At 62.3% G+C, this 24566-nt stretch carries 14 protein-coding genes; 11 read left to right on the top strand and 3 right to left on the bottom strand.

All coding sequences use genetic code 11. From position 1 onward, the window contains the following. Positions 1 to 14: 14 nt before the first annotated feature. From ccmI to H0482_RS11200, 8 genes are all read left to right on the top strand, one after another. On the top strand, positions 15 to 1124 hold the full coding sequence (gene ccmI, locus H0482_RS11235; RefSeq protein ID WP_193730143.1) for a c-type cytochrome biogenesis protein CcmI: 1110 nt from the start codon (positions 15 to 17) through the stop codon (positions 1122 to 1124). Continuing rightward, the gene (ccmE, locus tag H0482_RS11230; protein ID WP_230989589.1) at positions 1121 to 1597 is read left to right on the top strand and encodes a cytochrome c maturation protein CcmE; all 477 of its coding nucleotides are present in this window, start codon (positions 1121 to 1123) and stop codon (positions 1595 to 1597) included. Before ccmI ends, ccmE begins: the two co-directional genes overlap by 4 nt. Then, complete coding sequence (locus tag H0482_RS11225; protein ID WP_193730142.1) at positions 1594 to 3567, top strand: heme lyase CcmF/NrfE family subunit; 1974 nt, start codon at positions 1594 to 1596, stop codon at positions 3565 to 3567. Before ccmE ends, H0482_RS11225 begins: the two co-directional genes overlap by 4 nt. After that, the gene (locus H0482_RS11220; RefSeq protein WP_193730141.1) at positions 3564 to 4028 is read left to right on the top strand and encodes a cytochrome c-type biogenesis protein; all 465 of its coding nucleotides are present in this window, start codon (positions 3564 to 3566) and stop codon (positions 4026 to 4028) included. The genes H0482_RS11225 and H0482_RS11220 overlap by 4 nt, the downstream gene beginning before the upstream one ends. A 125-nt stretch (positions 4029 to 4153) precedes the next feature. Next, positions 4154 to 5689, top strand: a complete 1536-nt coding sequence (locus tag H0482_RS11215; RefSeq protein ID WP_193730140.1) for a Do family serine endopeptidase — start codon at positions 4154 to 4156, stop codon at positions 5687 to 5689. A 56-nt stretch (positions 5690 to 5745) separates the two neighbouring features. After that, the gene (locus tag H0482_RS11210) at positions 5746 to 6417 is read left to right on the top strand and encodes a response regulator transcription factor (protein WP_193730139.1); all 672 of its coding nucleotides are present in this window, start codon (positions 5746 to 5748) and stop codon (positions 6415 to 6417) included. Positions 6418 to 6420: 3 nt separating this feature from the next. After that, the gene (locus H0482_RS11205) at positions 6421 to 7830 is read left to right on the top strand and encodes a sensor histidine kinase (protein ID WP_193730138.1); all 1410 of its coding nucleotides are present in this window, start codon (positions 6421 to 6423) and stop codon (positions 7828 to 7830) included. Positions 7831 to 7875: 45 nt separating this feature from the next. Further along, positions 7876 to 10755, top strand: a complete 2880-nt coding sequence (locus tag H0482_RS11200) for a bifunctional [glutamine synthetase] adenylyltransferase/[glutamine synthetase]-adenylyl-L-tyrosine phosphorylase (protein ID WP_193730137.1) — start codon at positions 7876 to 7878, stop codon at positions 10753 to 10755. Here H0482_RS11200 and H0482_RS11195 read toward each other — a convergent pair whose 3' ends face one another. Together H0482_RS11195 and pepN are read right to left on the bottom strand one after the other, a co-directional pair. Next, complete coding sequence (locus H0482_RS11195) at positions 10756 to 11964, bottom strand: sensor histidine kinase (RefSeq protein ID WP_193730136.1); 1209 nt, start codon at positions 11962 to 11964, stop codon at positions 10756 to 10758. Positions 11965 to 12260: 296 nt separating this feature from the next. Beyond that, positions 12261 to 14897 carry an aminopeptidase N gene (gene pepN, locus H0482_RS11190; RefSeq protein ID WP_193730135.1) on the bottom strand — a complete coding sequence of 879 codons (2637 nt, stop codon included), beginning with the start codon at positions 14895 to 14897 and terminating at the stop codon, positions 12261 to 12263. Positions 14898 to 15630: 733 nt separating this feature from the next. Here pepN and H0482_RS11185 point away from each other — a divergent pair. Beyond that, positions 15631 to 17481, top strand: a complete 1851-nt coding sequence (locus H0482_RS11185) for an ABC transporter ATP-binding protein (RefSeq protein WP_193730134.1) — start codon at positions 15631 to 15633, stop codon at positions 17479 to 17481. Between the two features lie 213 nt (positions 17482 to 17694). Then, on the top strand, positions 17695 to 19551 hold the full coding sequence (locus H0482_RS11180; protein WP_193730133.1) for an ABC transporter ATP-binding protein: 1857 nt from the start codon (positions 17695 to 17697) through the stop codon (positions 19549 to 19551). Between the two features lie 190 nt (positions 19552 to 19741). On the opposite strand, the gene H0482_RS11175 is transcribed toward H0482_RS11180, so the two are convergent. Next, positions 19742 to 21712, bottom strand: coding sequence for a putative bifunctional diguanylate cyclase/phosphodiesterase (locus tag H0482_RS11175; protein ID WP_193730132.1), 1971 nt, complete (start codon positions 21710 to 21712; stop codon positions 19742 to 19744). Positions 21713 to 21950: 238 nt separating this feature from the next. On the opposite strand from H0482_RS11175, the gene H0482_RS11170 reads away from it, so the two are divergent. Continuing rightward, the gene (locus tag H0482_RS11170) at positions 21951 to 24425 is read left to right on the top strand and encodes a beta-mannosidase (RefSeq protein ID WP_193730131.1); all 2475 of its coding nucleotides are present in this window, start codon (positions 21951 to 21953) and stop codon (positions 24423 to 24425) included. The last annotated feature ends 141 nt before the right edge of the window (positions 24426 to 24566 follow it).

Here is a 24566-nt window from a genome sequence, read left to right as displayed (position 1 = left end):
TAGAGAACGCAGCCTTGTCACGCCAAGCATGGACGCATCTGGGGCCGATGATTTTCTGGTCGATCGCCATTGCCATTACCGCCATTGCCTGCGCTGCGTTATTTTACGCGGCTGCCGGGCGCGTGGTCAACGTGAGCGGCCCCGAAATGGCCGATTCCAATGACCATTTCCGCCTGTTGCTCGCCGGTATCGAAACCGATCTGGCCAATGGCAAGCTGGATTCCGAACAGGCCGATGCGGCCAAGGGCGAACTGGCGCGCGAAATGATCCGCGCTCGCAAGGAATCGGCGCCGCCGCAGACCGAACTCGGGCGCGGCGCCCTGTTTGCTGGGCTTGGCGCCGTGGCGCTGGTGGGGCTGGGCCTCTACGCCATGCTAGGCAGCCCGGATCTGCCGGCCCAGCCGCTGGCCGGCCGGCCCGAATTGGCGGCCCAGAATATCAGCCTTGATGACGCCATCCTCCAGATCGAAGCCCGACTGGCGCAGGCGCCGGACGATCTGCGCGGCTGGACCGTCATCGCGCCGGCCTATCTGGAACTTGGCCGATTTACCGACGCGGCCAATGCCTATCGGCAGATCATTGTGCTGTCCGAAGCGACGCCGGAATTGCAGACCAATTTGGCAGAGGCCTTGCTGCTGGAGGCCGGCAATGCCGGATCGGTCGAGGCGATGGAGCAATTGCGGGCTGCGGCTGAGGGCGATCCATCTCATGTCCGCTCGCGGCTCTATCTCGCGGCGGAGTCGATGCGCTTGGAAGACTATGAAATCGCCGCGGACTATTGGCGCGAGGCCATTGCGCTGGCCAGTGGCGACGAAGCCTGGCTGCCAGCGGCACAGCAGGGTCTTGCCGTCGCCGAAGCAGATGGCGTCGATTCCGCCGCCGAGCAACAGGCGGAGATGATCCAGATGATGGTTGGCGGGCTAGCCGACCGTCTGGCCCAGGAGGGCGGCACGGTTGAGGAATGGATGCAACTGCTCCGCTCCTATATCGTGCTCGGTGATCTGGACAATGCCCAGACCGCCTATGATGCGGCGGTCGTGGCCTATCCGGCCGCGTTTGATCGCGGTGAACTCGATACGCTCGCGCTGGGCGCGGGATTGAAGCTCAATGGAGGTGCGCCATGACCATGCAGGCCAACGTTCGCCGCAAGGGCATGACCCGCAAGCAGAAGCGCCTGGCGATCATCGCCGGCCTTGCCGTGGTGCTTGCCATTGCCACCACGCTGGTTCTGGTCGCGCTGCGCGACCAGATCGTGTTTTTCTATTCGCCCAGCGACGTCGCGGCACGCGAAGTGGCTGTCGGCCAGCCCATAAGGCTGGGCGGTCTGGTGAAGGAAGCAAGCTGGATCCGCGAGGGGCAGCGCAACACTTTCGCCATCACCGATGGCGGCATGGACATATTGGCCCACTACGACGGCATTCTGCCGGACCTGTTCCGCGAAGGACAGGGCGTTGTCGCCGAAGGCAGCATGGGGCCGGATGGCGTCTTCATCGCCACCAATGTGCTGGCCAAGCATGACGAAAACTACATCCCCAAGGAAGTGGTTGAGGCGCTGAAGGCGCAGGGCGAATGGCGGCCGGAGGCCGGCGGCCAGTGAGCATCGAACTTGGCCATTTCGCGCTGATCCTGGCTTTCGCCATCGCCTCGGTTTCCGCCGTGGGCGGCCTGTTGCTGTGGCGGCGGGGCGAAACACTGGCGCGGGTCTTGAGCCATGCGTCGGTGCTGCAATTCGTTTTGGTGGCGCTGGCTTTTTTGGCTCTGGTGCAGGCTTTCGTCGTCTCCGATTTCAGCCTCAAGCTGGCGGCCAACCATTCCCATTCGCTCAAGCCGCTGATTTTCAAGATTTCCGGCGTCTGGGGCAATCACGAAGGGTCCATGTTGCTGTGGATCCTCATTCTTGTGCTGTTCGGAGCGCTGGTTGCCGCATTCGGCCGCCGCCTGCCATCCGATCTCGCCAATCTGGTTCTGGGCACGCAGAGCCTGCTGACCGCCTGCTTTGCCGGGTTCACGCTGCTCACCTCCAACCCGTTCGAGCGTCTGAGCCCGCCGCCGCTGGAAGGGGCCGATCTCAACCCGATCCTTCAGGATATCGGCCTCGCCATCCATCCGCCGCTGCTTTATTCGGGCTATGTCGGCTTCTCGGTTTGTTTCTCCTTCGCCATTGCCGCGCTGATATCGGGCCGCATCGACCAGACGTGGGCGCGCTGGGTGCGCCCCTGGACCATGCTGAGCTGGACCTTCCTGACGCTCGGTATCGCCATGGGCTCCTATTGGGCCTATTACGAGTTGGGCTGGGGTGGCTGGTGGTTCTGGGATCCGGTGGAAAATGCCAGTTTCATGCCCTGGCTGGCCGGCACCGCGCTCTTGCACTCGGCGCTTGTGATGGAAAAGCGCAATGCGCTGAAAATCTGGACCGTCTTTCTCGCCATCATTACCTTCTCGCTGTCCCTGCTCGGCACGTTCCTGGTGCGCTCGGGCATCCTGACCTCGGTGCATACCTTTGCCAGCGACCCGACGCGCGGCCTGGTCATCCTGTCCATGCTCGCCGTGCTGATCGGCGGCGCTTTCCTGCTGTTCGCAATGCGAGCGCCATCGCTGCGCCAGGGCGGCCTGTTTGCCCCGATCAGCCGCGAAGGCGCCCTCATCCTCAACAATCTGTTCCTCGCCACTGCCGTGGGAGCCGTGTTGGTGGGAACGCTCTATCCGTTGCTGCTCGATGCACTGACCGGCACCACGATTTCGGTCGGCGCGCCCTTTTTCGACTTCACATTTGGAGCCTTGATGGCGCCGCTGCTGCTGGTCCTGCCCTTCGGGCCCTTGCTGGCCTGGAAAAGGGCCGACCTGGTTGCGGCGGGGCAGCGCCTCGTGGGCATGGCGGCGCTCGCCGTGTTTCTCACGGTGCTGATTTCGGCGCTGGGCGGGGTGTCGATCTCGCTGGCGCCGATCGGGCTATTGCTGGGCTTCTGGGTGAGCCTCGGCTCGATCGCCGAACTGATCGAGCGCGCTAAGCTGGGCCGTATTCCCTTGCGGGACAGTCTGCGGCGGCTGGCGGGCCTGCCGCGCAGCATCTGGTCCACTGCTATCGGCCATCTGGGGCTGGGCCTAACCGTTCTCGGCATCGTCTCGGTTTCCGCCTGGGAAACCGAGACGGTCACCACGCTCAATCCCGGTCAAAGCACCGAACTCTCCGGCTATGTCATCGCCATGACCAGCTTCGAGCAGATCGCGGGGCCGAACTATCTCGCCGATACCGGCATTTTCACCGTCACCGCTCCCGGTGGGGGAGTTGCGCGGCTTGAAGCCGAGCGGCGCACCTATGTGTCCAATGGCATGCCAACCACCGAAGCGGCCATACAGACCTATGGCCTTTCCCAGCTCTATCTCCAGCTTGGCGAGCCGCTGGACGACACGCATGTGATCCGCGTCTGGCACAAGCCCTATATCCTGCTCATCTGGATCGGTTGCCTCGTCATGGCCGGCGCGGGAGTTCTCTCTCTTACAGACCGAAAACTGCGCATCGGTGCGCCGCAGCAGGCCCGCAAGGCGGTGCCAGAGGCCGCGCAATGAGATTGCGGGCGCTTTTACTCTGCGTTCTTCTCGCTTTTTCAACGCCGGTTCTGGCCGTGGGGCCGGACGAAATTCTGTCCGACCCGGCGCTCGAAGCGCGGGCGCGCGACCTTTCGGCGGGCCTGAGATGCCTGGTCTGCCAGAATCAGTCCATCGATGACAGCGATGCCGACCTGGCGCGCGATCTGCGTCTTCTGGTCCGCGAGCGCCTGGTGGCCGGCGACAGCAATGCCGAAGTCGAGCAATATATCGTCGACCGCTACGGCGAATATGTGCTGCTCAATCCGCGTCTCGGCGGACACACGATCCTGCTGTGGATAGCAGCGCCCATCCTGCTGCTGATCGGGCTCGGCGCGCTGTTTGTGGCGCGGCGGAGCAATGCAATATCGGCGGTGCGCCCGCTGACGGGTGAAGAAGAAGCTGCGCTGGCAGAATTGCAGCGCGGCGAAGATCGGCAATAACGCAGCCGCAATCTCGCCAGCAACATTGCCAAAGCTTAATGTGGACGCAACTTCACAGCAAGGCGCGCTGTTCCATATCTATGGCCACAAGCTGTTGAGAGCTTAAACGAAGGAGACCCTTTCCTATGCGTTCGACTCTAATCTCGCGTACAAGTCGCTGGCTCGGCGCCTCGGCGCTGGCGCTGCTGGTCGGCATTGGCGGTGTGTCCACCGCATTCGTCATGACCGGCCAGGCCGCCAATGCGCAGGTGCAGAACGCTGCGCAGATCATCGTTCCGCAAACCTCGGTCCAGCAGGGCTTTGCCGACCTTGTCGAGGCCGTGAAGCCCGCGGTGGTCTCCATCCGCGTCGAAGCCGAAGCGCCCGGGCGCAACACGGTTCAGCGCGGCGGCCGCGATTTCAACTTCGAGTTCAACTTTCCCGATCTGCCGGACGATCATCCCTTCCGAGATTTCTTCGACCAGTTCGGCAATAGCGGACCTGGCGGGCAGGGCTCGCAAGGCGGTGAGCGCGAGCCGCGCCAGTTCATGGCTGCGGGCTCCGGCTTCATCATATCTCAAGACGGCTATGTCGTGACTAACAATCACGTCGTCGAAGATGCGGTGAAGGTCACAGTGGTGTTCGAGGACGGCAGTGAGCAGGTGGCGAAAATCGTCGGCACTGACGAGCGTACCGACCTGGCCGTGCTCAAGATCGATGGGCAGGATCTGCCGTTCGTGACCTTTGAGGAAGAAGCCAGCCGCGTGGGCGATTGGGTGGTTGCCGTCGGCAATCCATTCGGTCTCGGTGGCACCGTCACTGTCGGCGTCATTTCCGGTTCCGGCCGCAATATTGGCGGCTCCAGCTATGGCGATTTCCTGCAGATCGACGCGGCGGTCAATACCGGCAATTCGGGCGGTCCGGCGTTCAATACCAATGGTGAAGTGGTGGGCGTGAATACCGCCATCTACTCGCCCAATGGCGGCAATGTCGGTATTGCCTTCGCCATCCCAGCCCACACGGTCAAGCAGATCATCGGCCAGCTGATCGAGGACGGCACGGTAACGCGCGGCTATCTTGGCGTCTCCATTCAGGACGTCAGCAAGGACATTGCCGCTGGTGTCGGCCTGCCCAATGCCCGTGGCGCCATTGTGCGTGAGCCGACCGAAGATGGCCCTGCCGGTGCTGCCGGCGTCAAGTCGGGCGACATCATCCTCAAGGTCGATGGCGATCAGATCGACGATGCGCTCGATCTCAGCCGCACTATTGCCGGCAAGGCTCCGAACTCGACCGTGGAACTGACGCTGTGGCGTGATGGGGCCGAAACGACCATTTCGGTGCAGCTCGTCCAGCTCGATGAGACGGCGCAGGCCAATCCGCAATCCCCGATGCCTCCTGAGGTATTGCCGGAAGCCACGACCAGCCTCGGGTTGACCCTGGTGCCAAACGGTGACGGATCGGGCGGCCTGCTGGTCCAGAATGTCGAGGCCGACAGCGCTGCCAGCCAGCGCGGCATCGCCACCGGCGATGTGGTTCTGGAAGTCGACAACAAGGTGGTGCAGACCGCCGGCGACTTCGATCAGGCCATTGCTGCAGTGCAGGAAAAGGGCCTCAATACGGCCTTGGTCAAGGTGGCCCGCAACGGTGAAGCCCGCTTCATCGGACTGCCGATCACCGAGTAATATGCGTCGGCCCCGGAGCCATGGTTCCGGGGCCGTTTCAACTGGAGCGTCCGGCATTGAAAATTCTGCTGATCGAGGACGACCGCGAAGCGGCCAGCTATCTCGTGCAGGCGCTCGATGAGGCGGGCCATATAAGCCACCATGCTGCCGACGGCGAGACCGGCTATGCCATGGCCTCTGGCATGGATTACGACGTGCTGATCGTGGATCGCATGTTGCCCCGCCGCGACGGGCTCTCGATTGTCGAAAGCCTGCGAGCCGAGGGCGACAAGACGCCAGTGCTGATCCTGTCGGCTCTGGGCGAGGTGGATGACCGCGTCACCGGCCTGCGCGCCGGCGGTGACGACTACCTGACCAAGCCCTATGCCTTCACCGAATTGCTGGCGCGTGTCGAGGTTCTGGCTCGCCGCTCCAGCCCTTCCGAAGCGGCCACCAGCTACATTGTGGGCGGGCTGTCATTGGACCGGCTCAGCCGTAAGGTGGAGCGCGATGGCGAGAACATCCTGTTACAGCCCCGCGAATTCAGACTGCTCGAATATCTGATGAAGCATGCAGGCAAGGTGGTGACCCGCACCATGCTGCTGGAAAATGTCTGGGATTATCATTTCGATCCGCAGACCAATGTCATCGACGTGCATATGTCGCGCCTGCGGTCCAAGATCGACAAGGGCTATGCCGTACCGCTCCTGCATACGGTGCGCGGCGCCGGCTATATGATCCGGGACTAGGCCATGAGCCAGCTTGTCCAGGTCTGGCGCACGTCCACCGTTCGCCTGACCGTCACCTTTATCGCTATCTTCGTCGTTTTCGCCATCCTGCTGCTTGCCTTTATCGGCTGGCAGTCGAGCCTGTCGATCCAGCGTCAGCAGGCGAACGACATCGAGCGTGAAGTGGCCCAGTTTCAACGCATCGAGGCGCGCCAAGGCATAAGGGCGCTGGCATTTGCCGTCGACCGCGTATCCTCCCAGCCTGGGCCGGGCCTTTATTTTCTGGGCGATTCCTCGGGGCTGATGCTGCTGGGTAATCTCAACGACGTGCCGGCTGAGGTCTTGATTGATCCTGGTGTCTATAGCTTCGACTATGAGCGGCCTGATCCCTGGGGAGGGGACGAGGCCAACGCCGACATGCCGCAGCGCTCCGGTGTCGCCGTGGTGCGCTCAATCGAATTAAGCAATGGAATGCGGCTGGTTGTCGGCCGCGACGTGGTCGAGCGGCGCGGCTATTCCGCCATCATTCTCCAGAGTTTTCTGGCTGGCGTTGTGGGCATCATTCTGTTCTCCGTCATCGCCGGCGGCATAACTGCGCGGCGCGTGCTGCGCCGGATCGATACGATCCGTGATACCTCGACCAAGATCATGTCGGGCAATCTGTCCGAACGTGTTCCCGTCACCAGCCGCAATGATGAATTCGACGGACTGGCGACCAATCTCAACGCTATGCTCGACCGGATCGAACAATTGCTTCAGGGCCTCAAGGAAGTGACCGACAATGTCGCGCACGACCTCAAAACCCCGCTGACCCGTCTGCGCAACAAGGCCGAATCCGCTTTGCGCGACACCGCCACCGACGAGATGCGCAAGGATGCGCTCGAGGCCGTCATCGGTGAAAGCGACCGGCTGATCCAGACCTTCAATGCGCTGCTGCTGATCGCCCGCGTCGAGGCCGGCACGCCTTCGGGAATGCTGTCCGAAGTCAATGTCAGTGATGTCGTTGCCGATCTGGCCGAGCTTTATGGTCCGGTGGCCGAAGATGCCAATATCGAGATTGCCACCACGATCGAACCGAATGTGATGCTCAAGGCCAATCGGGAACTGATCGGCCAGGCCATGGTCAATCTTCTCGAAAATGCGGTGAAATATGCGCAGCCCGAGGGAAGTGGTGCCGGTCGAATCGACGTCGAACTCCGCCGCGACAAAAATTTGGTGCGCATTGTTGTCGCCGATAATGGCGCCGGTATTCCCGAGCCGGATCGGAAACGGGTGCTTGAGCGCTTCGTGCGGCTGGAACAAAGCCGCTCCGAGCCCGGTTCGGGGCTTGGTCTGTCGCTGGTCAATGCCGTGGCGCGCCTACATGGGGGGGAGCTTCGCATCCAGGACAATGGGCCCGGTGTGCGGGCCGCGCTGGAACTTCCCGCCGCCTAGCGGACGAGTCTTGCGGGCCTTCCCACGCCAAGCTATGCCTCGGAAATGAGCATCATTCTGTCGCCCCTGCCGCGTGTCGATCATCCGCATTTCGATGCGCTTCTGGCGGAATTGCCCGCCGAGACCGCCACGACCTTCCGGGCCGGCGCACCGCTGCTCGGGCCGCTGCTGGAGGCCGCGCCCTATCTGCTCGGCTTGGCTCGCGACCATTCCATCTGGCTGGCGGACCTGCTGGGCGGCGATATGGACCGAGGATTCGCGGCGCTTCTGGAGGGGGTGGCCGCAGCCGGCAGGGCCGAGGATGAAATCACAATCGGTCAGGCCCTTCGCATGGCCAAGGGCCGCACGGCGCTGCTGGCGGCCATAGCAGAAACCGGCGGCGCCTGGACTACCGCGCGCACCACCGAGGCCCTGTCCGACCTGGCCGATTCCGCGCTGGATGCCTGCGTGACCTTCCTGATGCGGCAGGCCGCCGGGAAGGGGCAATTGAGCATTCCCTTGGATGAAGCGCGCCCGGCCAATTCCGGCCTTGCCCTCTTCGCGCTCGGAAAGCATGGGGGCCGCGAGCTCAATTATTCCTCAGACATCGACATCGTCGCCTTCTTCGATCCGCAAAAGCCCATGCTGGCCGATCCGAGCGAAGCCACGCGGTTCTATTCCCGCCTGGTGCAGAAGCTGGTCGGACTGATGCAGGATCAGCAACTGGGCGGCTATGTGTTTCGCACCGATCTGCGCCTGCGCCCCGATCCGGGCTCGACCCCGGTGGCGTTGTCCGTCGATGCCGCCATCGCCTATTATGAAGTGCGTGGCCAGAACTGGGAGCGCGCCGCCTGGATCAAGGCGCGGCCTTGTGCCGGGGACAAGGCGGTTGGTGACGCCTTCATCAAGGAACTGGCGCCCTATATCTGGCGCAAGCATCTCGATTTCGCCACCATTGCCGATATTCAGGCGATGAAGCGGCAGATCAATGTGTCCAAGAAGGTCGGCGATATTCGCGTCGAGGGGCACAATGTCAAACTCGGCCGCGGTGGTATCCGCGAGATCGAGTTTTTTGCCCAGACCCAGCAATTGATCGCCGGCGGCCGCGATAAATCGCTGCGTGTGCGCCCCACTGCCCAGGCGCTCGCTGCCTTGGCCGAAGCCAATTGGATCAGCCCGCAAACGGCCGAAGAATTGACGCGAACCTATTGGTATTTGCGCGCGGTGGAAAATCGCCTGCAGATGCTGCGCGACGAGCAGACCCATGTCATGCCCGACAGTGCGGAAGGCGTGGCCGCCATCGGTCGCTTGATGGGCCAGTCCAACCCGAGCCGGTTCAAGCGCGACTACCGTGCGGCGCTCGAATTGGTGGCGCGCTATTATGCCGAATTGTTCACCGAGGGCGAAACGCTCGGCTCGGGCGAGGGCAATCTGGTTTTCACCGGCAGCGACGACGATCCGGGAACCCTAGAGACGCTGACGGCCATGGGCTTTGCCGATGCGCATCGGGTCATAGAGACCGTACGCAAATGGCATTACGGCAGTTATGCCGCGACCCGCAGCGCGGTCGCCCGCGCCCATCTCACCGAATTGCTGCCATCCTTGCTGAAAACGCTTGGCCGGGCGGGCAATGCCGACGAAGCGCTGGCGCGCATGGATGATTTTCTCTCTCGTCTGCCAGCCGGGGTGCAGCTTTTCGCGCTGCTGCGCAATCATGAGCAATTGCGCACACTCTTGGTGCAGTTCATGGCTTCGGCGCCGCGCATGGCCGAGGCGGTCATCCACCGGGCCCATGTCATGGATGGCCTGATCGATCCGGCCTTTGCCAATGATGTTACCCATCGCAATATTCTGGTGGCCAAGGTCGATGCCTTCCTCGCCGATGCACGCTCCTATGAAGAACTGATCGACCGCGCCCGCATCATCGGGCAGGAGCAGAAATTCCTCATCGCGGCAGGCCTGCTCTCGGGCACGGTCAGCGCTATCGGGGCAGGGGAGCAGTTTACCGCCCTGGCCGAAACCCTGCTGCACCGCCTGTTCGACAAGGTTCAGGAAGAATTCGCTCTCCGGCATGGCCGCATTCCCGACGCGGAAATGGCCCTCCTGGCCTTCGGTAAGATGGCCAGCGGCGAGATGACCTTCACCTCCGATCTCGACTTTTTCCTGCTCTATGATGCGCCCGAAACCGAGTCCGATGGTGAGCGGCCCCTCTCCACGTCACATTATTTCGCCCGGCTGACGCAGCGCCTTATTGCCGCCGTCTCGGCTCCTACGGCCGAGGGCGTCCTCTATGAAGCCGACATGCGGTTGCGGCCCTCGGGCAATGCCGGGCCCTTGGCAACCAGCTTTGCGGGCTTCAAGGCCTATCACAAGGACAATGCCTGGACCTGGGAGCATCTGGCGCTCAGTCGGGCGCGGGTCTTGGCGGCGACCGGATCGCTCGGCGACAAGGTGAATGCAAAAATCGCCGAAGTCATGGTCCGCCGTCGCGATGCTGCCAAGACGGTGGAAGACGTTGTTTCCATGCGCGAATTGATGGCTCGTGAACGCAAACCGCGCCATGCCTTCGATCTCAAACTGGCCAATGGCGGGCTTGTTGATCTCGAATTCATCGCCCAGTCCGCGCAATTGATCGTTGGCGAGCAGATCGGGCGGCCGCAGGCGTCAACGGCGCATGTGCTCTCTCGTCTGGGCGAAATCGGTCTGGTTGCGACCGGGCAGCGGCTCGCCGAAATCCATGGCCTCTATTCGACGATATTGCAGGTGATGAGTTCTGCGCTGATCAGCCCATTCCGGGAGGAGGCATGGACGCCTGCCTTCAAGGACTTGCTGGCGCAATTGTCGCACTATCCCGATTTCGCGCGACTGGAACTGGATGTCGTGCAGATGCAGGGCGAGGTCGAGGCGGCGGCGCGGGATTGGTATGCCAAGCTGGCCCAGATGTAGTCAGGCTGCCAGATCGGCCGCTGCTGGCTCGGTCGGGAGCGAAATAGCGACGGTGGTGCCCAGCGAAGGCGCGGAATCGATGGCCAGTGCCCCCCCGCTCAACGCCGCGATGGCGCGGGCGATGGAGATGCCGAGCCCGGGACCTTGCCCATCGCGGCTGAACGTGGCGTCGCCAAGGGCGAAGGGCTGGCTGAGGCTGGCCAGACGCTCCTCGCTCATGCCGATGCCGGTATCGCTGATCTCGATCACCACGCCATCGTCGGCGGCATAGGTCGATAAAGTGATGGTGCCGCCAGCATGAGTGAAGCGGATGGCGTTGTCCATCATGTTGCCGATCATGCGGGTGAGGCCCAGGCGGTCGCCGCGCAGGACGGCGCCGGTGGGGGCGCCCATGCGGAAATCGAGCCCGGCGCGCTGCATCTGGCCGCGGAAGCGTTGCGCCACGCCTTCCATGACTTCGTCCAGTAAGACTATGTCATTCCTCAAGGATTTCTGTCCGCTCTCCATCTCGACGAGGTCGAGAATGGTGGCGAAGGAATTCAGCAGGTGCTGGCCGGAGGTTTTGATCGACTGAATATAGTCGCGATAGCGCGGATCGCCCAAGGCGCCGTAGGCTTCATGCTCCATGAGCTCGGCAAAACCGATAATGTGGTTGAGCGGCGTGCGGATGTCATGGCTGACATGAGCGAGAAAATTGGTCTTGGCGCGGCTCGCCGCCTCGGCCTTGAGTTTTTCTTCATGATATTGGCGAGCCAGAAGCCTTTGTTCCTGCTTGATATTTTCAAGAAAGTCCGCGTCCGGTGCGGCATTGCCACGGCGGCGCGAGGCGGAGATGGTGATGAAGCCCGCCAGTGCAAAGGCGAGAGCCCCGCGCCCGGCAATGCTGGCAATCGTTGCTGCATGCGCCTCGGGAATGAAATTCTGCTCGCCGGATGCCGCGCCACTCTCCGCAAAATTTTCACCGATCAGGCTGGCGCGTGAAACGAGGTCAAATCCACCTAAAGCGCTGACTGGTATGAATTTTGTGTCCGCCACCAAATGCGTGACCTGTTCGAAGCTGCGTACGGCGTCATAAACGACAAAGAGGGTGGCGGCGAGAAAGGCGGTGAAGGCGACACTGACGCTCACCTGGGAGAAGCGCCCTATTGCGTGACCTTTGCCAGAGCGCAATCCAAGCGCGCCGGCGCCGGATGCCCCCGACGACCGCATAAAAATCTCCAGTTTGGGTAGAGGTTTAGCCTCGAACCATTCAGCTCTTAACGAGATATGAATCAGGTCGGGTGCGCCTGTCCATAGGCACTTTTTGCCGGGTCGGGCGGCGACGGCAAAAAGCGGAGTCGGCTGAATCACTTAGCGGTGAAGAAAAATTCTTCCAATCTTTTGGACATGCCGCCCTGTCCACGATGTGTTCGCATCTCGTGCAAATTCGCCAGCGCATCGCTAACATTTGCCGCTGCCGGAATGCGGATCGGGAGGAGCCGATCAGGCTCCCCCCGAACAGATGATCAGCCCGCCAGGATACGGTCGAGAATTTCGCCCACATTGCGGCTGAGCTGATGCTGCGACTTGAGTGCTTCGAGCGCCGCCTTGCCGGTATCGCGGCGGGCGGCCTCGAGCGTGGGCAGGATGCGGAAGCCGGTGAGGATGCGCGAGGCGACCTGCGGATTGACCTTGTCGATTTCCGCAACGGCTTCGGTGACGAAACGGAAGCCGGCGCCGTCCTTGCGGGCGAACTGCACTGGATTGCTCATCACGAAGGCGCCGAGCAGGGAGCGCAGCCGGTTCGGATTGGTCCGGGGGAAATCCGGGGCCGCGAGGATGGCGCGCATCCGCTCGATGATGCCATCGTCGGGCGCCTGGGCCGAGGCTGTGAGCCATTTGTCGAAAACCAGCGGGTCGCCGGCAAAGCTGGTGCGGAAGTCCCCGAGCAGGGCTTGAGCCTGGTCGGTCCAGTAATGCGCCGAAATAGCCATGGCGGCATAACGGTCGGTCATGTTGGCTGCGGCACTGTATTGGGCTGCGGCCAGGGCCGCCCCGCGATCCGAACCGGCGGTCAACAGGCTGAGCAGGCCATTGCGCAGCGACCGGCGACCGGCTTGCGCCGCATCGGGACTATAGGGCTCGGGAACGGTCAGGGCGTCGTAATGACGTTCCAGCTGTTCGACGATGGGGCCGATCAGCGTGGTGAGCAGGTCGTGGCGGGCCCGGGCCACTGCATCGGGATCGACGTCCTTGCCGATATGACGGCCCACAACCGGTTCGCTGGGCATGGCGATGGCCAGCGCCTTGAAGGCGTGGTCGAGATCGGGATTGTTCAGCGTATCGATCAAAGCCTGACGCAGCGCATCAGCGTCGGCTTCCGCCCAGCGCCGGCCCTGTGCCGCCTCGGCGATCAAGGTGGTGGAAACGGTCTGCAACGCATCCCAGCGGTTGAACGGATCGCTGTCATGGCGGGCCAGGAACAGCAGATCGTCCTGGGTCAGGCCGGTCGAAACCTTGACCGGGGCGGAAAACTCCCGGAACAGCGACGGCACGGGCCGGTTGGCGACCCCGCTGAAGGTGAGGGTCATGCTTGGCGCATCGAGAATGATCAGATCGTCCCGGACGCTGCCGCCGGTGACGCCGCTCCAGCCCATCGGGCTGCCATTGGGGCCGATCAGGCCAAAGCGGACCGGAATGAGCAAGGGCTGCTTCTCCGTCTGGCCGGGCGTGGGATCGACTTTCTGGGTGAGGGTCAGGCTATAGGTCTGGCTGGCTTCGTCATAATGGTCGGACACGCTGACCTGTGGCGTGCCGGCTTGCAGATACCAGGTAATGAACTGGCTGAGATCGGTTCCGCTCGCGTCTTCGAACACCTTGATGAAGGCTTCGATCGTGGTCGCCTCGCCGTCATGGCGCTCGAAATAGAGGTCCATGCCCTTGCGGAAGCCGGCTTCGCCCAGAAGCGTGGCCAGCATGCGCACGATCTCGGCGCCCTTCTCATAGATGGTCGTCGTATAGAAGTTGTTGATCTCGCGATATTGGTCGGGCCGGGGCGGGTGGGCCAGGGGGCCGCCATCTTCGGGAAATTGGCTGGTGCGCAGATTTTGTACGTCATGGATGCGCTGCACCGGGCGGCTGCGCTCGTCAGAAGTGAATTCCTGATCGCGATAAACGGTCAGCCCTTCCTTGAGGCAGAGCTGGAACCAGTCGCGGCAGGTGATGCGATTGCCGGTCCAGTTATGGAAATATTCGTGGGCGATGACCCGCTCGATGCCGTGATAATTGGCGTCTGTGGCGGTCTCGGGCTTGGCGAAGACCAGCCGGTCATTGAAGATGTTGAGGCCCTTGTTCTCCATGGCGCCGAAATTGAAATCGGAAACGGCGACGATGTTGAAGATGTCGAGATCGTATTCGCGCCCGAAGCGGCGCTCATCCCAGGCCATTGAGCGCTTGAGGCTGTCCATGGCGTAATGACATTCGCCTTCCTTGCCATGGGTCGCGTAGATCGCCAGATCGATGCGGCGACCGCTCATTGTGGTGAAATGGTCATTGATCGAGCCGAGATCGCCTGCGACCAGCGCGAAGAGATAGGCCGGCTTGGGGAAGGGGTCGTGCCAGACGGCATAATGCATGCCGTCTCCGGCATCGCCCCTCTCGATCGGATTGCCGTTGGCGAGCAGCACCGGGGCCAGCGCCACGGGCGCCGTCATCCGCACGGTGAAGGGGGCCAGAATGTCGGGCCGGTCGAGATAATAGGTGATGCGGCGGAAGCCCTCCGGCTCGCATTGTGTGCACCAGGTGCCGCTGGAGCGATAAAGGCCCATGAGCTTGGTATTGGACGCCGGCAGCAGCGTCACCTCGGTGTCGAGCACGAAACGGCGCAACGGCGGCTCCACCACGGTCAGGCTATCTGCATCGGCGAGATAGGCGGCAAGGGCCAGCGGCGCACCGTCGATGGCGATGGAATCGAGCTTGAGTTCGTCGCCGTCCAGAACCAGCGCCGTGCCCGGCGCGGTGCCCTCGCGCGGCTCGATGGTCAATTGCGCCCGCACGCGGGTGTTTTCTTCAAGGATGCGGAAATCCAGATCTACTGACACGATCCTGTACGGGGTCGGGGCATAGTCCTTGAGGTGGATGGTCTGTTCGGATTCGGTACGCATCAATTGGTCCAATAAGAGTGGTTAGGCGCATCGTGGAGCGATTTGGACGCCACACTGCCATTCCTGCGCGGCGGGCGAAAGCTATCACGGAAAGTGCGGTGTCACGATGGCGGAGGGAAATGGATTGCCCGGACGAGCCGGGCAATGACGATGGAGGGGAGGGGGCCGTGGAGGGGAGGGGGCCGTGGGGGGGAGGTGATTTGGGGAGGCGGGAGCTTTGGGGGCGGTTGGACGTGCGATCTCTCCCCCGAACGTCATCACCCGGCTTGTCCGGGTGATCCACGGGGAGTTGGGACGGGCGGGGAGAGGTGGATTGCCCGGACAAGCCGGGCAATGACGATGGAGGGGGTGGGGCTGTGGGGGATGGGACTGTGGGGGATGGGGGCCGTGGGGGTATGTGAGGAGGGGAGTTTTGGGGGACGGGACGAGTGCAGCAATCAAGCCGACCTGTGTCTGTCCGGTAACAGCAGATTCGTCGTTCTCGTGTATTCTGTGCGGCTGTTGGCTGCATGGCCTGACTCTTTGCCGTCACTTGCGACGGTGTGGGGGAGGAGTCGCTGTGAAGCTGTCTGCGCGATGCTCCTCTGCGCCCCAAGGGCCTGCATGAGCGTCGGTTCCAGAATTTCCGCACGGCTGTGCCCGTCGGCCCGAAAGCCAGCTTTCCGCCCTTGTGGGCGCGAGCATGGTCGTGGCCCCGGAGCACCCGTTGCCCGACTGAACAAGGATGATTGTAATGTTGCGTTGGTTTGAATCCCGGCTTGACCCTTACCCCAAGGGCGATCCCGTCGAGCCGCCCAAGGGGCTTCTGGACTTCTGCCTGCACTACAGCCACGGGGCCAAGCGCTGGCTGGGGCTGATGGCGGCCGCCGCCGCCGGCGTGGCCATTGGCGAAATCATCATCTTCGGCTTTATCGGCGACGTGGTGAATTGGCTGGCAGGGGCGGACCCCGATACCTTCCTCGCGACCGACGGCTGGAAGCTCGCCATGATGGGGGCGATGATCGTCTTCATCGTGCCGGGCATCGCGCTGATCTCGACGCTGACCATGCACCAGACGCTGCTGGGCAATTTCCCCCAGCGCATCCGCTGGATGGCCCATCGCTACCTGATCCGCCAGTCGATGAGCTATTTCCAGGACGAGTTCGCCGGCCGCATCGGCGCCAAGCTGATGCAAACCTCGCTCGCCGTGCGCGAAGTGGTGATGAAGCTGCTCGACATGCTGGTCTATGTCGTCGTCTATTTCACCGGCGCGGTGATCCTGGCGGCGTCGGCGGACTGGCGGCTGGCCATCCCCTTCCTGGTCTGGCTCGCTGCCTATGTGTCGATGATGATCTATTTCATCCCGCGCATGGGCCGGATTTCACAAGCACAGGCCGATGCCCGCTCGATGATGACCGGGCGGATCGTGGATTCGTACACCAATATTGCCACGGTCAAGCTGTTCAGCCATTCCAATCGCGAGGAAACCTACGCCAAGGAGGCCATGGATGGCTTCCTCGATACGGTCTACCGGCAGATGCGGCTGTTCACCGTGCTCAACATGCTGGTGCTGTGGTCCAATGCGCTGCTGCTGTTCTCGGTGGGCGCGACCGGCATCTGGCTGTGGATGGGCGGATTGATGAGCCCCGGCTCGCTCGCCGTGTCGCTGGGCCTGGTCATGCGCTTCCAGGGCATGAGCCAGTGGGTGATGTGGGAAATGTCCTCGCTGTTCGAGAATATCGGCACCGTCAAGGACGGCATTTCCTCGATTTCGCTGCCGCGTGTCGTCGCCGACAAGCCCGAGGCCAAGGCGCTGCCCAAGGTCAATGGCGACATCAGGTTCGAAAACGTCTCCTTCCATTATGGCAGGGACAAGGGCGTGATCGAAGGGCTCAACCTGCATGTGCAGCCGGGCGAGAAGATCGGGCTGGTCGGGCGTTCGGGCGCCGGCAAATCCACTATCGTCAACCTGCTTCTGCGCTTCTATGATCGGGCCGACGGGCGCATCCTGATCGATGGGCATGACATTGCCGGGGTGACGCAGGACAGCCTGCGCGCCAATATCGGCGTGGTGACGCAGGATACCTCGCTTCTCCACCGCTCGGTGCGCGAGAACATCATCTATGGCCGCCCCGATGCGACTGACGCGATGATGCTTGCCGCCGCCGAGCAGGCCGAAGCGTCCGATTTCATCGCGACGCTGACCGATCTGCAGGGCCGCAAGGGGTTCGACGCCCATGTCGGCGAGCGGGGGGTGAAACTCTCGGGCGGGCAGCGGCAGCGCATCGCCATCGCGCGGGTGCTGCTCAAGAATGCGCCGATCCTGGTGCTGGACGAAGCCACGTCGGCGCTGGATTCAGAGGTCGAGGCCGCCATCCAGGGCCAGTTGCAGATGCTGATGCATGGCAAGACCGTGATCGCCATCGCCCATCGCCTGTCCACCATGGCCATGATGGACAGGCTGGTGGTGCTCGACAAGGGTCGGATCGTGGAGCAGGGCAGCCATGCCCAGCTCGTCGATAGCGGCGGCATCTACAGCCAGCTCTGGCACCGCCAGTCCGGCGGCTTCATCGACGCCGACGAAAGCGAGAACGCGGCGGAATAGGGCGAACATCGCCCCTATTCGATCAATTCCCTCCCCTCGGGGGAGGGGAACAACAGACCAACCAAGGAGAACCCAGATGGGTGACATCATCACGATCCGAACCACTTCCCAGCCCGGCGCCGCCATGGCCGCCAAATGCACCCAATCGGACCGATACCGAACCTGACGAACCAAAAGACAGCGTCAGGCGCGGCTCACTCAAAGAGCAGAACCATGTTCAACCGCGTCGTTTCCTATTTCGACAATCTCTATTCGCCCGTTGCACTGGCCGAGAACGGCCAGCCGCCAATGGGCCTCAAAGCCTTCGTTTCCTACTTTGTCGGCCAGTTCCGCCTCGCTTTCGCGCTGCGGATCGTCCTCGTCGCCATCGGCTCGGTCGCCGATGCGCTGATGCCCGTCTTTGTCGGGCTGATCGTGGGCATGCTGGCGACGACCAATCCCGGCGCCATTTTCGACCAGCACGGCACGACCCTGCTCTGGATGATCGTCGTCGTCGTATTGGTGCGGCCCGCGGCCTTCCTCATGGATACGCTGATCCGCAATCACGGCATCGTGCCCAATCTGGTGGACCTCATCCGCTGGCAAAGCCATTGGCACGTGATCCGCCAAAGCTGGACCTTCTTCCAGAACGACTTTGCCGGGCGCATCGCCAACAAGATCATCCAGGCCGGCGAGGCCATCGAGATCGGGGTGAACCTGACCATCGACGCTGCCTGGTATGCGCTGGTCTTCGTGGTGGTGGCGGTGATCGTGCTGGCCGGGCTCGATCCGGTGCTGCTGGTGCCCATTGGGGTGTGGATGCTGCTCTATGCGGTGCTGTTCACCATGACCATGCCGCTCATCGCCCGCTATTCCGAAACGCTCTCGGAAGCCAAGTCGGTGATGACCGGGCGGATCGTGGACAGCTACACCAATATCCAGACGCTCAAGACCTTCGCCACCGGCGGGCATGAGGACAAATATGTCGCCGACAGCGTCATGGACCACGCCATCGAGTTCCGCAAATTGATGCGGGTTTTTACCTCGATGTGGTCGGTGCTGTTCCTGCTCAATGCGGGTCTGGTCGTATCGGTCACCTGGCTGGCTCTGGCCGGCTGGAACAATGGCACGCTCAGCGCCGCGGCGGTGGCGACGGCCATTCCGTTTGCCCTCCAGATCATGAATATGAGCGGCTGGATCCTCGAGATCGGCTCCAACATCTTCCGCCAGATCGGCACGACGCGGGATTCGATGGATACGATCGCCCAGCCCCTCACCATGCTCGATGCACCGGGCGCCGAGCCCTTGCCGGTCAAGGCCGGTGCGCTGGACTATGACAAGGTCAGCTTCAATTACTGGCGCGGCCAAGAGGGCTCGGTCATCGACGAGTTCAGCCTGGCGATCCGGCCGGGCGAGAAGATCGGGCTGGTCGGACGGTCCGGCTCCGGCAAATCGACGCTGGTGAACCTGGCCCTGCGCATGTTCGACGTGCAGGAAGGATCGATCCGCATCGACGGGCACGATGTAAGGGAGGTGACGCAGGAAAGCCTGCGGGCCGCTATCGGGCTGGTCAGCCAGGATACCTCGCTCCTGCACCGCTCGGTGCGGGAAAACCTCAAATATGGCCGCCATGACGCGACGGATGCGGAGATGATCCGCGCCGCCGAACAGGCCAATATCCATGACGTCATCATGGGGCTTTCCGACCCGCAGGGCCGCAGGGGCTACGATGCCCATGTCGGCGAGCGGGGCGTGAAGCTTTCCGGCGGCCAGCGCCAGCGCGTCGCCATCGCCAGGGTGCTGCTCAAGAATGCGCCGATCCTGGTGCTGGACGAAGCGACGTCGGCGCTGGATTCGGAGGTCGAGGCGGCCATTCAGGAGCAATTGACGCAATTGATGGCCGGCAAAACGGTGATCGCCATCGCTCACCGTCTCTCCACCATCGCAGCGATGGACCGGCTGGTCGTGCTGGAAAAAGGCCGGATCGTGGAAGAGGGCACCCATGCCCAGCTCCTCGCCACGGGCGGGCATTACGCCATGCTCTGGGAACGCCAGTCCGGCGGTTTCCTCGATCTTGAATCCGCGCATTGATCAAGGGGAGGCGGACCGAGCGGTCTGCCCTTTCATCGCCAACAAGTCGTCACCCTCGGGGCAAGCCCCGAGGGTTCCTTGTTTATGGCATTTGTCGCAAACACCCTCGGGTCGAGCCCGAGGGGGACGGGCAGTGAATTTGGGGGACGAAGGCAGGTTTGGGGTGACGGCCCGGCGACGCGCGCCGGCCTCAGCCCACCGCGCGGGCTTCGAGCTGGCGAAGCTTGGTTTCGCGGGCGAGATAGGCCTCGATCTCCTCGGGCGGCATCGGGCGGCCGAACAGATAACCCTGCATGACCTGCCCGCCGAGCGAGACCAGGGCCTCCAATTGCTGCTCGGTCTCGATGCCTTCGAAGACGCAGGAAATGCCCAGGTTCCGGCACAGGTCCACCATGGTCTTGACGATGGCGCGGCTGGCCGGATCGCTGGTGACCTCCATGACGAAGGAGCGGTCGATCTTGATCCGGTGCAGCGGCAGTTTCTGCACATGGGTGAGACTGGAATGGCCGGTGCCGAAATCGTCGAGCGCGATGCGCGCACCGAGGTTCAAGAGCGCCAGCAGCGACCGATTGGCCTGGTCCAGATCGCGCATGACGGCGGTTTCGGTGATCTCGAAATCGAGCCGGCAGGGCTTGGAATGCGCACTGACCCGCGCGACGATCTGTTCGATGGCGGTGGCCGAGCCGATATCATTGGCCGAGAGATTGACCGATAGCCGCATTTTTGCCGGCAACAGCTCGCTGACGGCGAGGGCCTTGCCCAGAACGATCTGGGTGATCCTGCAAATCTGCCCGGTCCGCTCGGCCATGGGGATGAATTCGGCGGGCGAAACCTCGCCCAGAACCGGGCTGCGCCAGCGCGCCAGAGCCTCGAAGCCGGTCGTAACGCCCAGCGCCACATCGAATTGCGGTTGCAGCAGGATATAGATTTCGTCGTCCAGCTTTGCCGTGTGCAGCAGATGCTCCATGCGGCGCACCTTGGTGATCTCGCTGGCATGCTGATCCAGAAATACTACCGCATCGCCCCGTGCATTGCGTTTGGCTGCCGAATTTGCGTAATCGGCGCGGTCGAAAAGACTATGAGCGGTGTCTCCCGGGCAGGAGGCGGCAAAGCCCGCCGAAGCGGACAGCCGGATCGGCCCGGCGGGCATGTCGAAGGGCTTGCGCATCGCGGCGCACAATTTCTCCCCACAATCGGCCATGCTGGTCTCATCGACCGGTCCCTGCATGACCAGCGCGAAACTATTGCTGTCGAGACGGGCGACGAATGTGTCGGGCCGGCGCAGAGCATTGATGCGCCGTGCCACTTCGATCAACACGCGGTCGCCGGTAGAATGTCCGAAAATCTGGTTCACCGATTTGAAGTCATCGAGATCGAACCGGGCTACTGCAATGGGGCAATGGGTGATTTCCGCTTCGGCCAGGGCGGCAGCCAGGCGCTGATCGAAGTTGCGCCGATTGGGCAGGCCGGTCAGGCTGTCAATATTGGCGAGGCGATGGTTCTCGTCGAGCAGGCGCTGCGTTTCGAGCTGGCGCTGCACCATCGCATTGCGCGATTCCACCAATTCGGCGAAATCCTTGTTGTTTCCCAAGAGGATGATGAGCAGCGCCGTGATCACCAGCGCCATATTGATCGCTATGGCGATAAAGGTCGGCTGGCCTGACGTGATGAAGAACAGGGTGAAGGGGAACAAAACCAAAATGCCCACGACCAGTGCGGCAGCGCGCACATGCATGAGGCAGAACATGCAACCAATGGTGGTAATGCCCATGTAGAACGCGATCTGAGACCGCATATAGGCATCGCCGAAGGGGAAGAGGCTGAGGCTCCAGGCGGTGAAGCCTACCGCCAGACCCGCCGCCATCCATACCATGGCGAGAAGGCGGCTGCGCGCCTGGCCCACCGAGAGTTGTGCGTTGCGGCTGCGCCACCAGCCTATGGTGCGCACCACGCAGAGAAAGGTCAGCACGGCCGGAATATAGATGGTGAGCTCTGCCGGCGCGACATGCACATGGGTCCAGGCCACGATCAGCGTGTTCGCGACCAGCATGGCGTAAAGCAGCGGTATCTGCCGGCTGAGCGCGCGCCATTGTGCCATTGCCAGTTCGGGCCCGTCTGGCTGGCGCGTAAACAAGTCCCGAATGTACCGGCGCACAGACATGCAACGCGGACTCCTTCCCCCAAGCGACCGTAGGGGCAAATACACTAATAGAGTCGTAAAAGATTTTCGGCTTTCTCTAGCCTTTTGACACGATGAATTTGCCTCCGGGCAACGATTTCAAGCGGCTCCTACCCATTGGAAGTGTCGCTCATTCCCGCTAGAAGGAGCATTGAAATCGATTTCGCTGGTTCTTTTCGGATCAGGTGCGCCGGAGGGATCCGGCTGAGGAGAAGTATTCATGGCCAATGTTTCCGGCAATTCCGCCCTTGATCTGAGCGGCGTCTACAGTCTTCGCGCGCCGGGCCGCGACCTCGCCGCCAATATCGATCTCCCGGGCGACGTGCATGGCGCATTGCTGGCGGCGGACCTGATCCCCGATCCCTATTTCGGCGAGAACGAAAAGATGGTGATGTGGGTGAACGAAACGGCCTGGACGATGGAGCGCGGCTTCACCGCGAGTGCCCAGGACGTCGAGGGCTATCTGACCCTGACCCTTGCCGAAGTGGATTGCATCGCCACTATTTTCCTCAATGGCGAGGAGGTCGCGAGCACCGACAACAGTTTCGTGCGCAACGATATCGACGTGACCGGCAAAGTGCGCGTGGGCGAGAATTCGCTGCGCGTGGACTTCGACATTGCGCCGGACGTGGCCAAGGCCCGCGCCGAGGCCCATCCATTCCCCATTCCCTTCACCTATAATTACCAGACCAATGGGCTGAAGGGCATCCATATGAACTTCATCCGCAAAGCGGCCTGCCATGCGGGCTGGGACTGGGGCATCTGCACCATGCCCATCGGCATCTATGGCACGATGCGCCTGCGCAGGTCGCGGATCGCCCGGCAGGACAGCGTGCAGGTCGATCAGGTTCACGGTGAAAATGGGGTCGAGCTTTCGATCAGGACAAGGCTGTTCGCCTTTGCTGTCGGCGAGGTGGCGCTTGAGCACCGGATCGGCGGGCAGGTCGTCGGCGAGCGGATCGAAGTGCAGAAGGGCGAAAATGTCGTCACCCATTCCATCACCATTAGCGATCCGCAAATCTGGTGGCCATCGGGGCAGGGGGCGCAGCCGCTCTATGAACTGATCACCAATCTCGACGGCGAGGTCACGACCCGCAAGATCGGGCTGCGCAAGCTGGAATGGGTGATCGAAAAGGACGAGATCGACCATTCCTTCAAATGCCGGATCAATGGCCGCGACATTACCATGATGGGCGCCAACTGGATTCCCGCCGACGCCATTCCCTCGCGCGCGACGCCCGCGATCGTCCGCGACCTGCTGGAAAGCGCCAAGGCCGCCAATATGAACATGCTGCGCATCTGGGGCGGCGGCCAATATGAGCCGGACTGGTTCTATGACCTCTGCGACGAGCTGGGCATCCTGATTTGGCACGATTTCATGTTCTCGTGCATGAGCTATCCTTCGGACCGGAAATTCCTGGCTTCCGTCGAGACCGAAATCACCCAGCAGGTGCGCCGCCTCAGCCACCATGCCTCGATCGCCCTGTGGTGCGGCGATAACGAGGTCATCGGCTCGCTCACCTGGTATCCCGAGACGCGGGCCGATATGGGACGCTATATCGCCAATTACGACCGCCTCAATTCCCTGCTGCAGCGCATCGTGGAAGACGAAGACCCGGTGCGCCGCTTCTGGCCGTCCTCGCCATCGCTCGGCTATCTCGATTTTTCCGATGGCTGGCATTCGGATACGCGCGGCGACCTGCATTATTGGGACGTCTGGCATTCGGCCAAGAGCTTTGACGCCTATCGCAGCATCAATCCGCGCTTCGCCTCCGAATTCGGTTTCCAGTCTTTCACCTCGATGAATGTCATCGAGACTTTTACCGAGGAAAAGGACCGCAATCCCTCATCGCCGGTAATGGAAAACCACCAGCGCAACAATGGCGGCAATGCGCGCATCATCGAGACGATGAACCGCTATTTCCGCTTCCCGCGCGATTTCGACCAGATGGTCTTTCTCAGCCAGATCCAGCAGGGGCTGGCCATCAAGACCGCCATCGAATATTGGCGCTCGACCAAGCCGCGCTGCATGGGCACCCTATATTGGCAGATCAATGACATCTGGCCGGTGGCGAGCTGGTCGAGCCTCGACTATGGCGGGCAGTGGAAGCTGATGCATTACATGGCGCGACGCTTCTATAAGCTGGTCAATGTGGTCGCCGTGCCCGATGTGGAGAATTCCACCATCGCGCTCCGGGCCATCAACGATACAGGCAGTCAGGTAGCCATCACCCTGGAGGTGAAGGCGGTGAAGGTCGCGGGCGGAAGCCGGGTGCTGTTTTCAGGACATGCCGATGTGGGCCCGGACGCGGCATTGACGGCGACCGAAATTGCAGTCGCCGATCTTGCGCCCGATGAATTCCTGTTCTTCGCCTGGACCGATATGAGCGGCAATGCTCTGGGCGAGAATGATTATTTCCCGAAACCCTACAAGGCCTATGAATTGGTGGACGCGCGGATTTCGACCAGCTGGTCGGAGCGGGGCGGGCAGGCGGTGCTGAAGCTGGAGACGGACAAGCCGGTCTTCTTCGCGACGGCTTCAGTCGATGTGCCGGGCTATTTCTCGGACAATGCGCTGACCCTCTTGCCGGGCCGGCCGGTGGAACTGACATTCCAGCCCCGGCATGGCGCCGAGGTGAGCGTGGCGGCATTGGCGGATTCACTGACCCTGCGGCATCTGGCGGAGACATTCTAGCGCTTGTCTTCCGAAAGTGGCCCCGGTTTCGGGACAAAGACCGGCGCCAAAACAAGGGGTTACGCGCAGGGGGCGAAGCTGAAAGATCGCGATGCGGCGAGGCGAAGCCTGATAGCGGTCCAGCTTCCATACAAGTGTTGA

The sequence above is a fragment of the Devosia faecipullorum genome (assembly GCF_015158295.1).
GTDB lineage: Bacteria > Pseudomonadota > Alphaproteobacteria > Rhizobiales > Devosiaceae > Devosia > Devosia faecipullorum.
The sequence above is the reverse complement of the archived record's forward strand: the minus strand, read 5'-3'. Positions and strand labels throughout refer to the sequence as shown.

Bases quoted from the DNA above. Each gene is read 5' to 3' on its own strand.
- ccmE (WP_230989589.1), top strand. From the start codon at position 1,121: ATGACCATGCAGGCCAACGTTCGCCGCAAGGGCATGACCCGCAAGCAG.
- H0482_RS11220 (WP_193730141.1), top strand. From the start codon at position 3,564: ATGAGATTGCGGGCGCTTTTACTCTGCGTTCTTCTCGCTTTTTCAACG.
- H0482_RS11215 (WP_193730140.1), top strand. From the start codon at position 4,154: ATGCGTTCGACTCTAATCTCGCGTACAAGTCGCTGGCTCGGCGCCTCG.
- H0482_RS11205 (WP_193730138.1), top strand. From the start codon at position 6,421: ATGAGCCAGCTTGTCCAGGTCTGGCGCACGTCCACCGTTCGCCTGACC.
- H0482_RS11200 (WP_193730137.1), top strand. From the start codon at position 7,876: ATGAGCATCATTCTGTCGCCCCTGCCGCGTGTCGATCATCCGCATTTC.
- H0482_RS11195 (WP_193730136.1), bottom strand. From the start codon at position 11,964: ATGCGGTCGTCGGGGGCATCCGGCGCCGGCGCGCTTGGATTGCGCTCT.
- pepN (WP_193730135.1), bottom strand. From the start codon at position 14,897: ATGCGTACCGAATCCGAACAGACCATCCACCTCAAGGACTATGCCCCG.
- H0482_RS11185 (WP_193730134.1), top strand. From the start codon at position 15,631: ATGTTGCGTTGGTTTGAATCCCGGCTTGACCCTTACCCCAAGGGCGAT.
- H0482_RS11180 (WP_193730133.1), top strand. From the start codon at position 17,695: ATGTTCAACCGCGTCGTTTCCTATTTCGACAATCTCTATTCGCCCGTT.
- H0482_RS11175 (WP_193730132.1), bottom strand. From the start codon at position 21,712: ATGTCTGTGCGCCGGTACATTCGGGACTTGTTTACGCGCCAGCCAGAC.
- H0482_RS11170 (WP_193730131.1), top strand. From the start codon at position 21,951: ATGGCCAATGTTTCCGGCAATTCCGCCCTTGATCTGAGCGGCGTCTAC.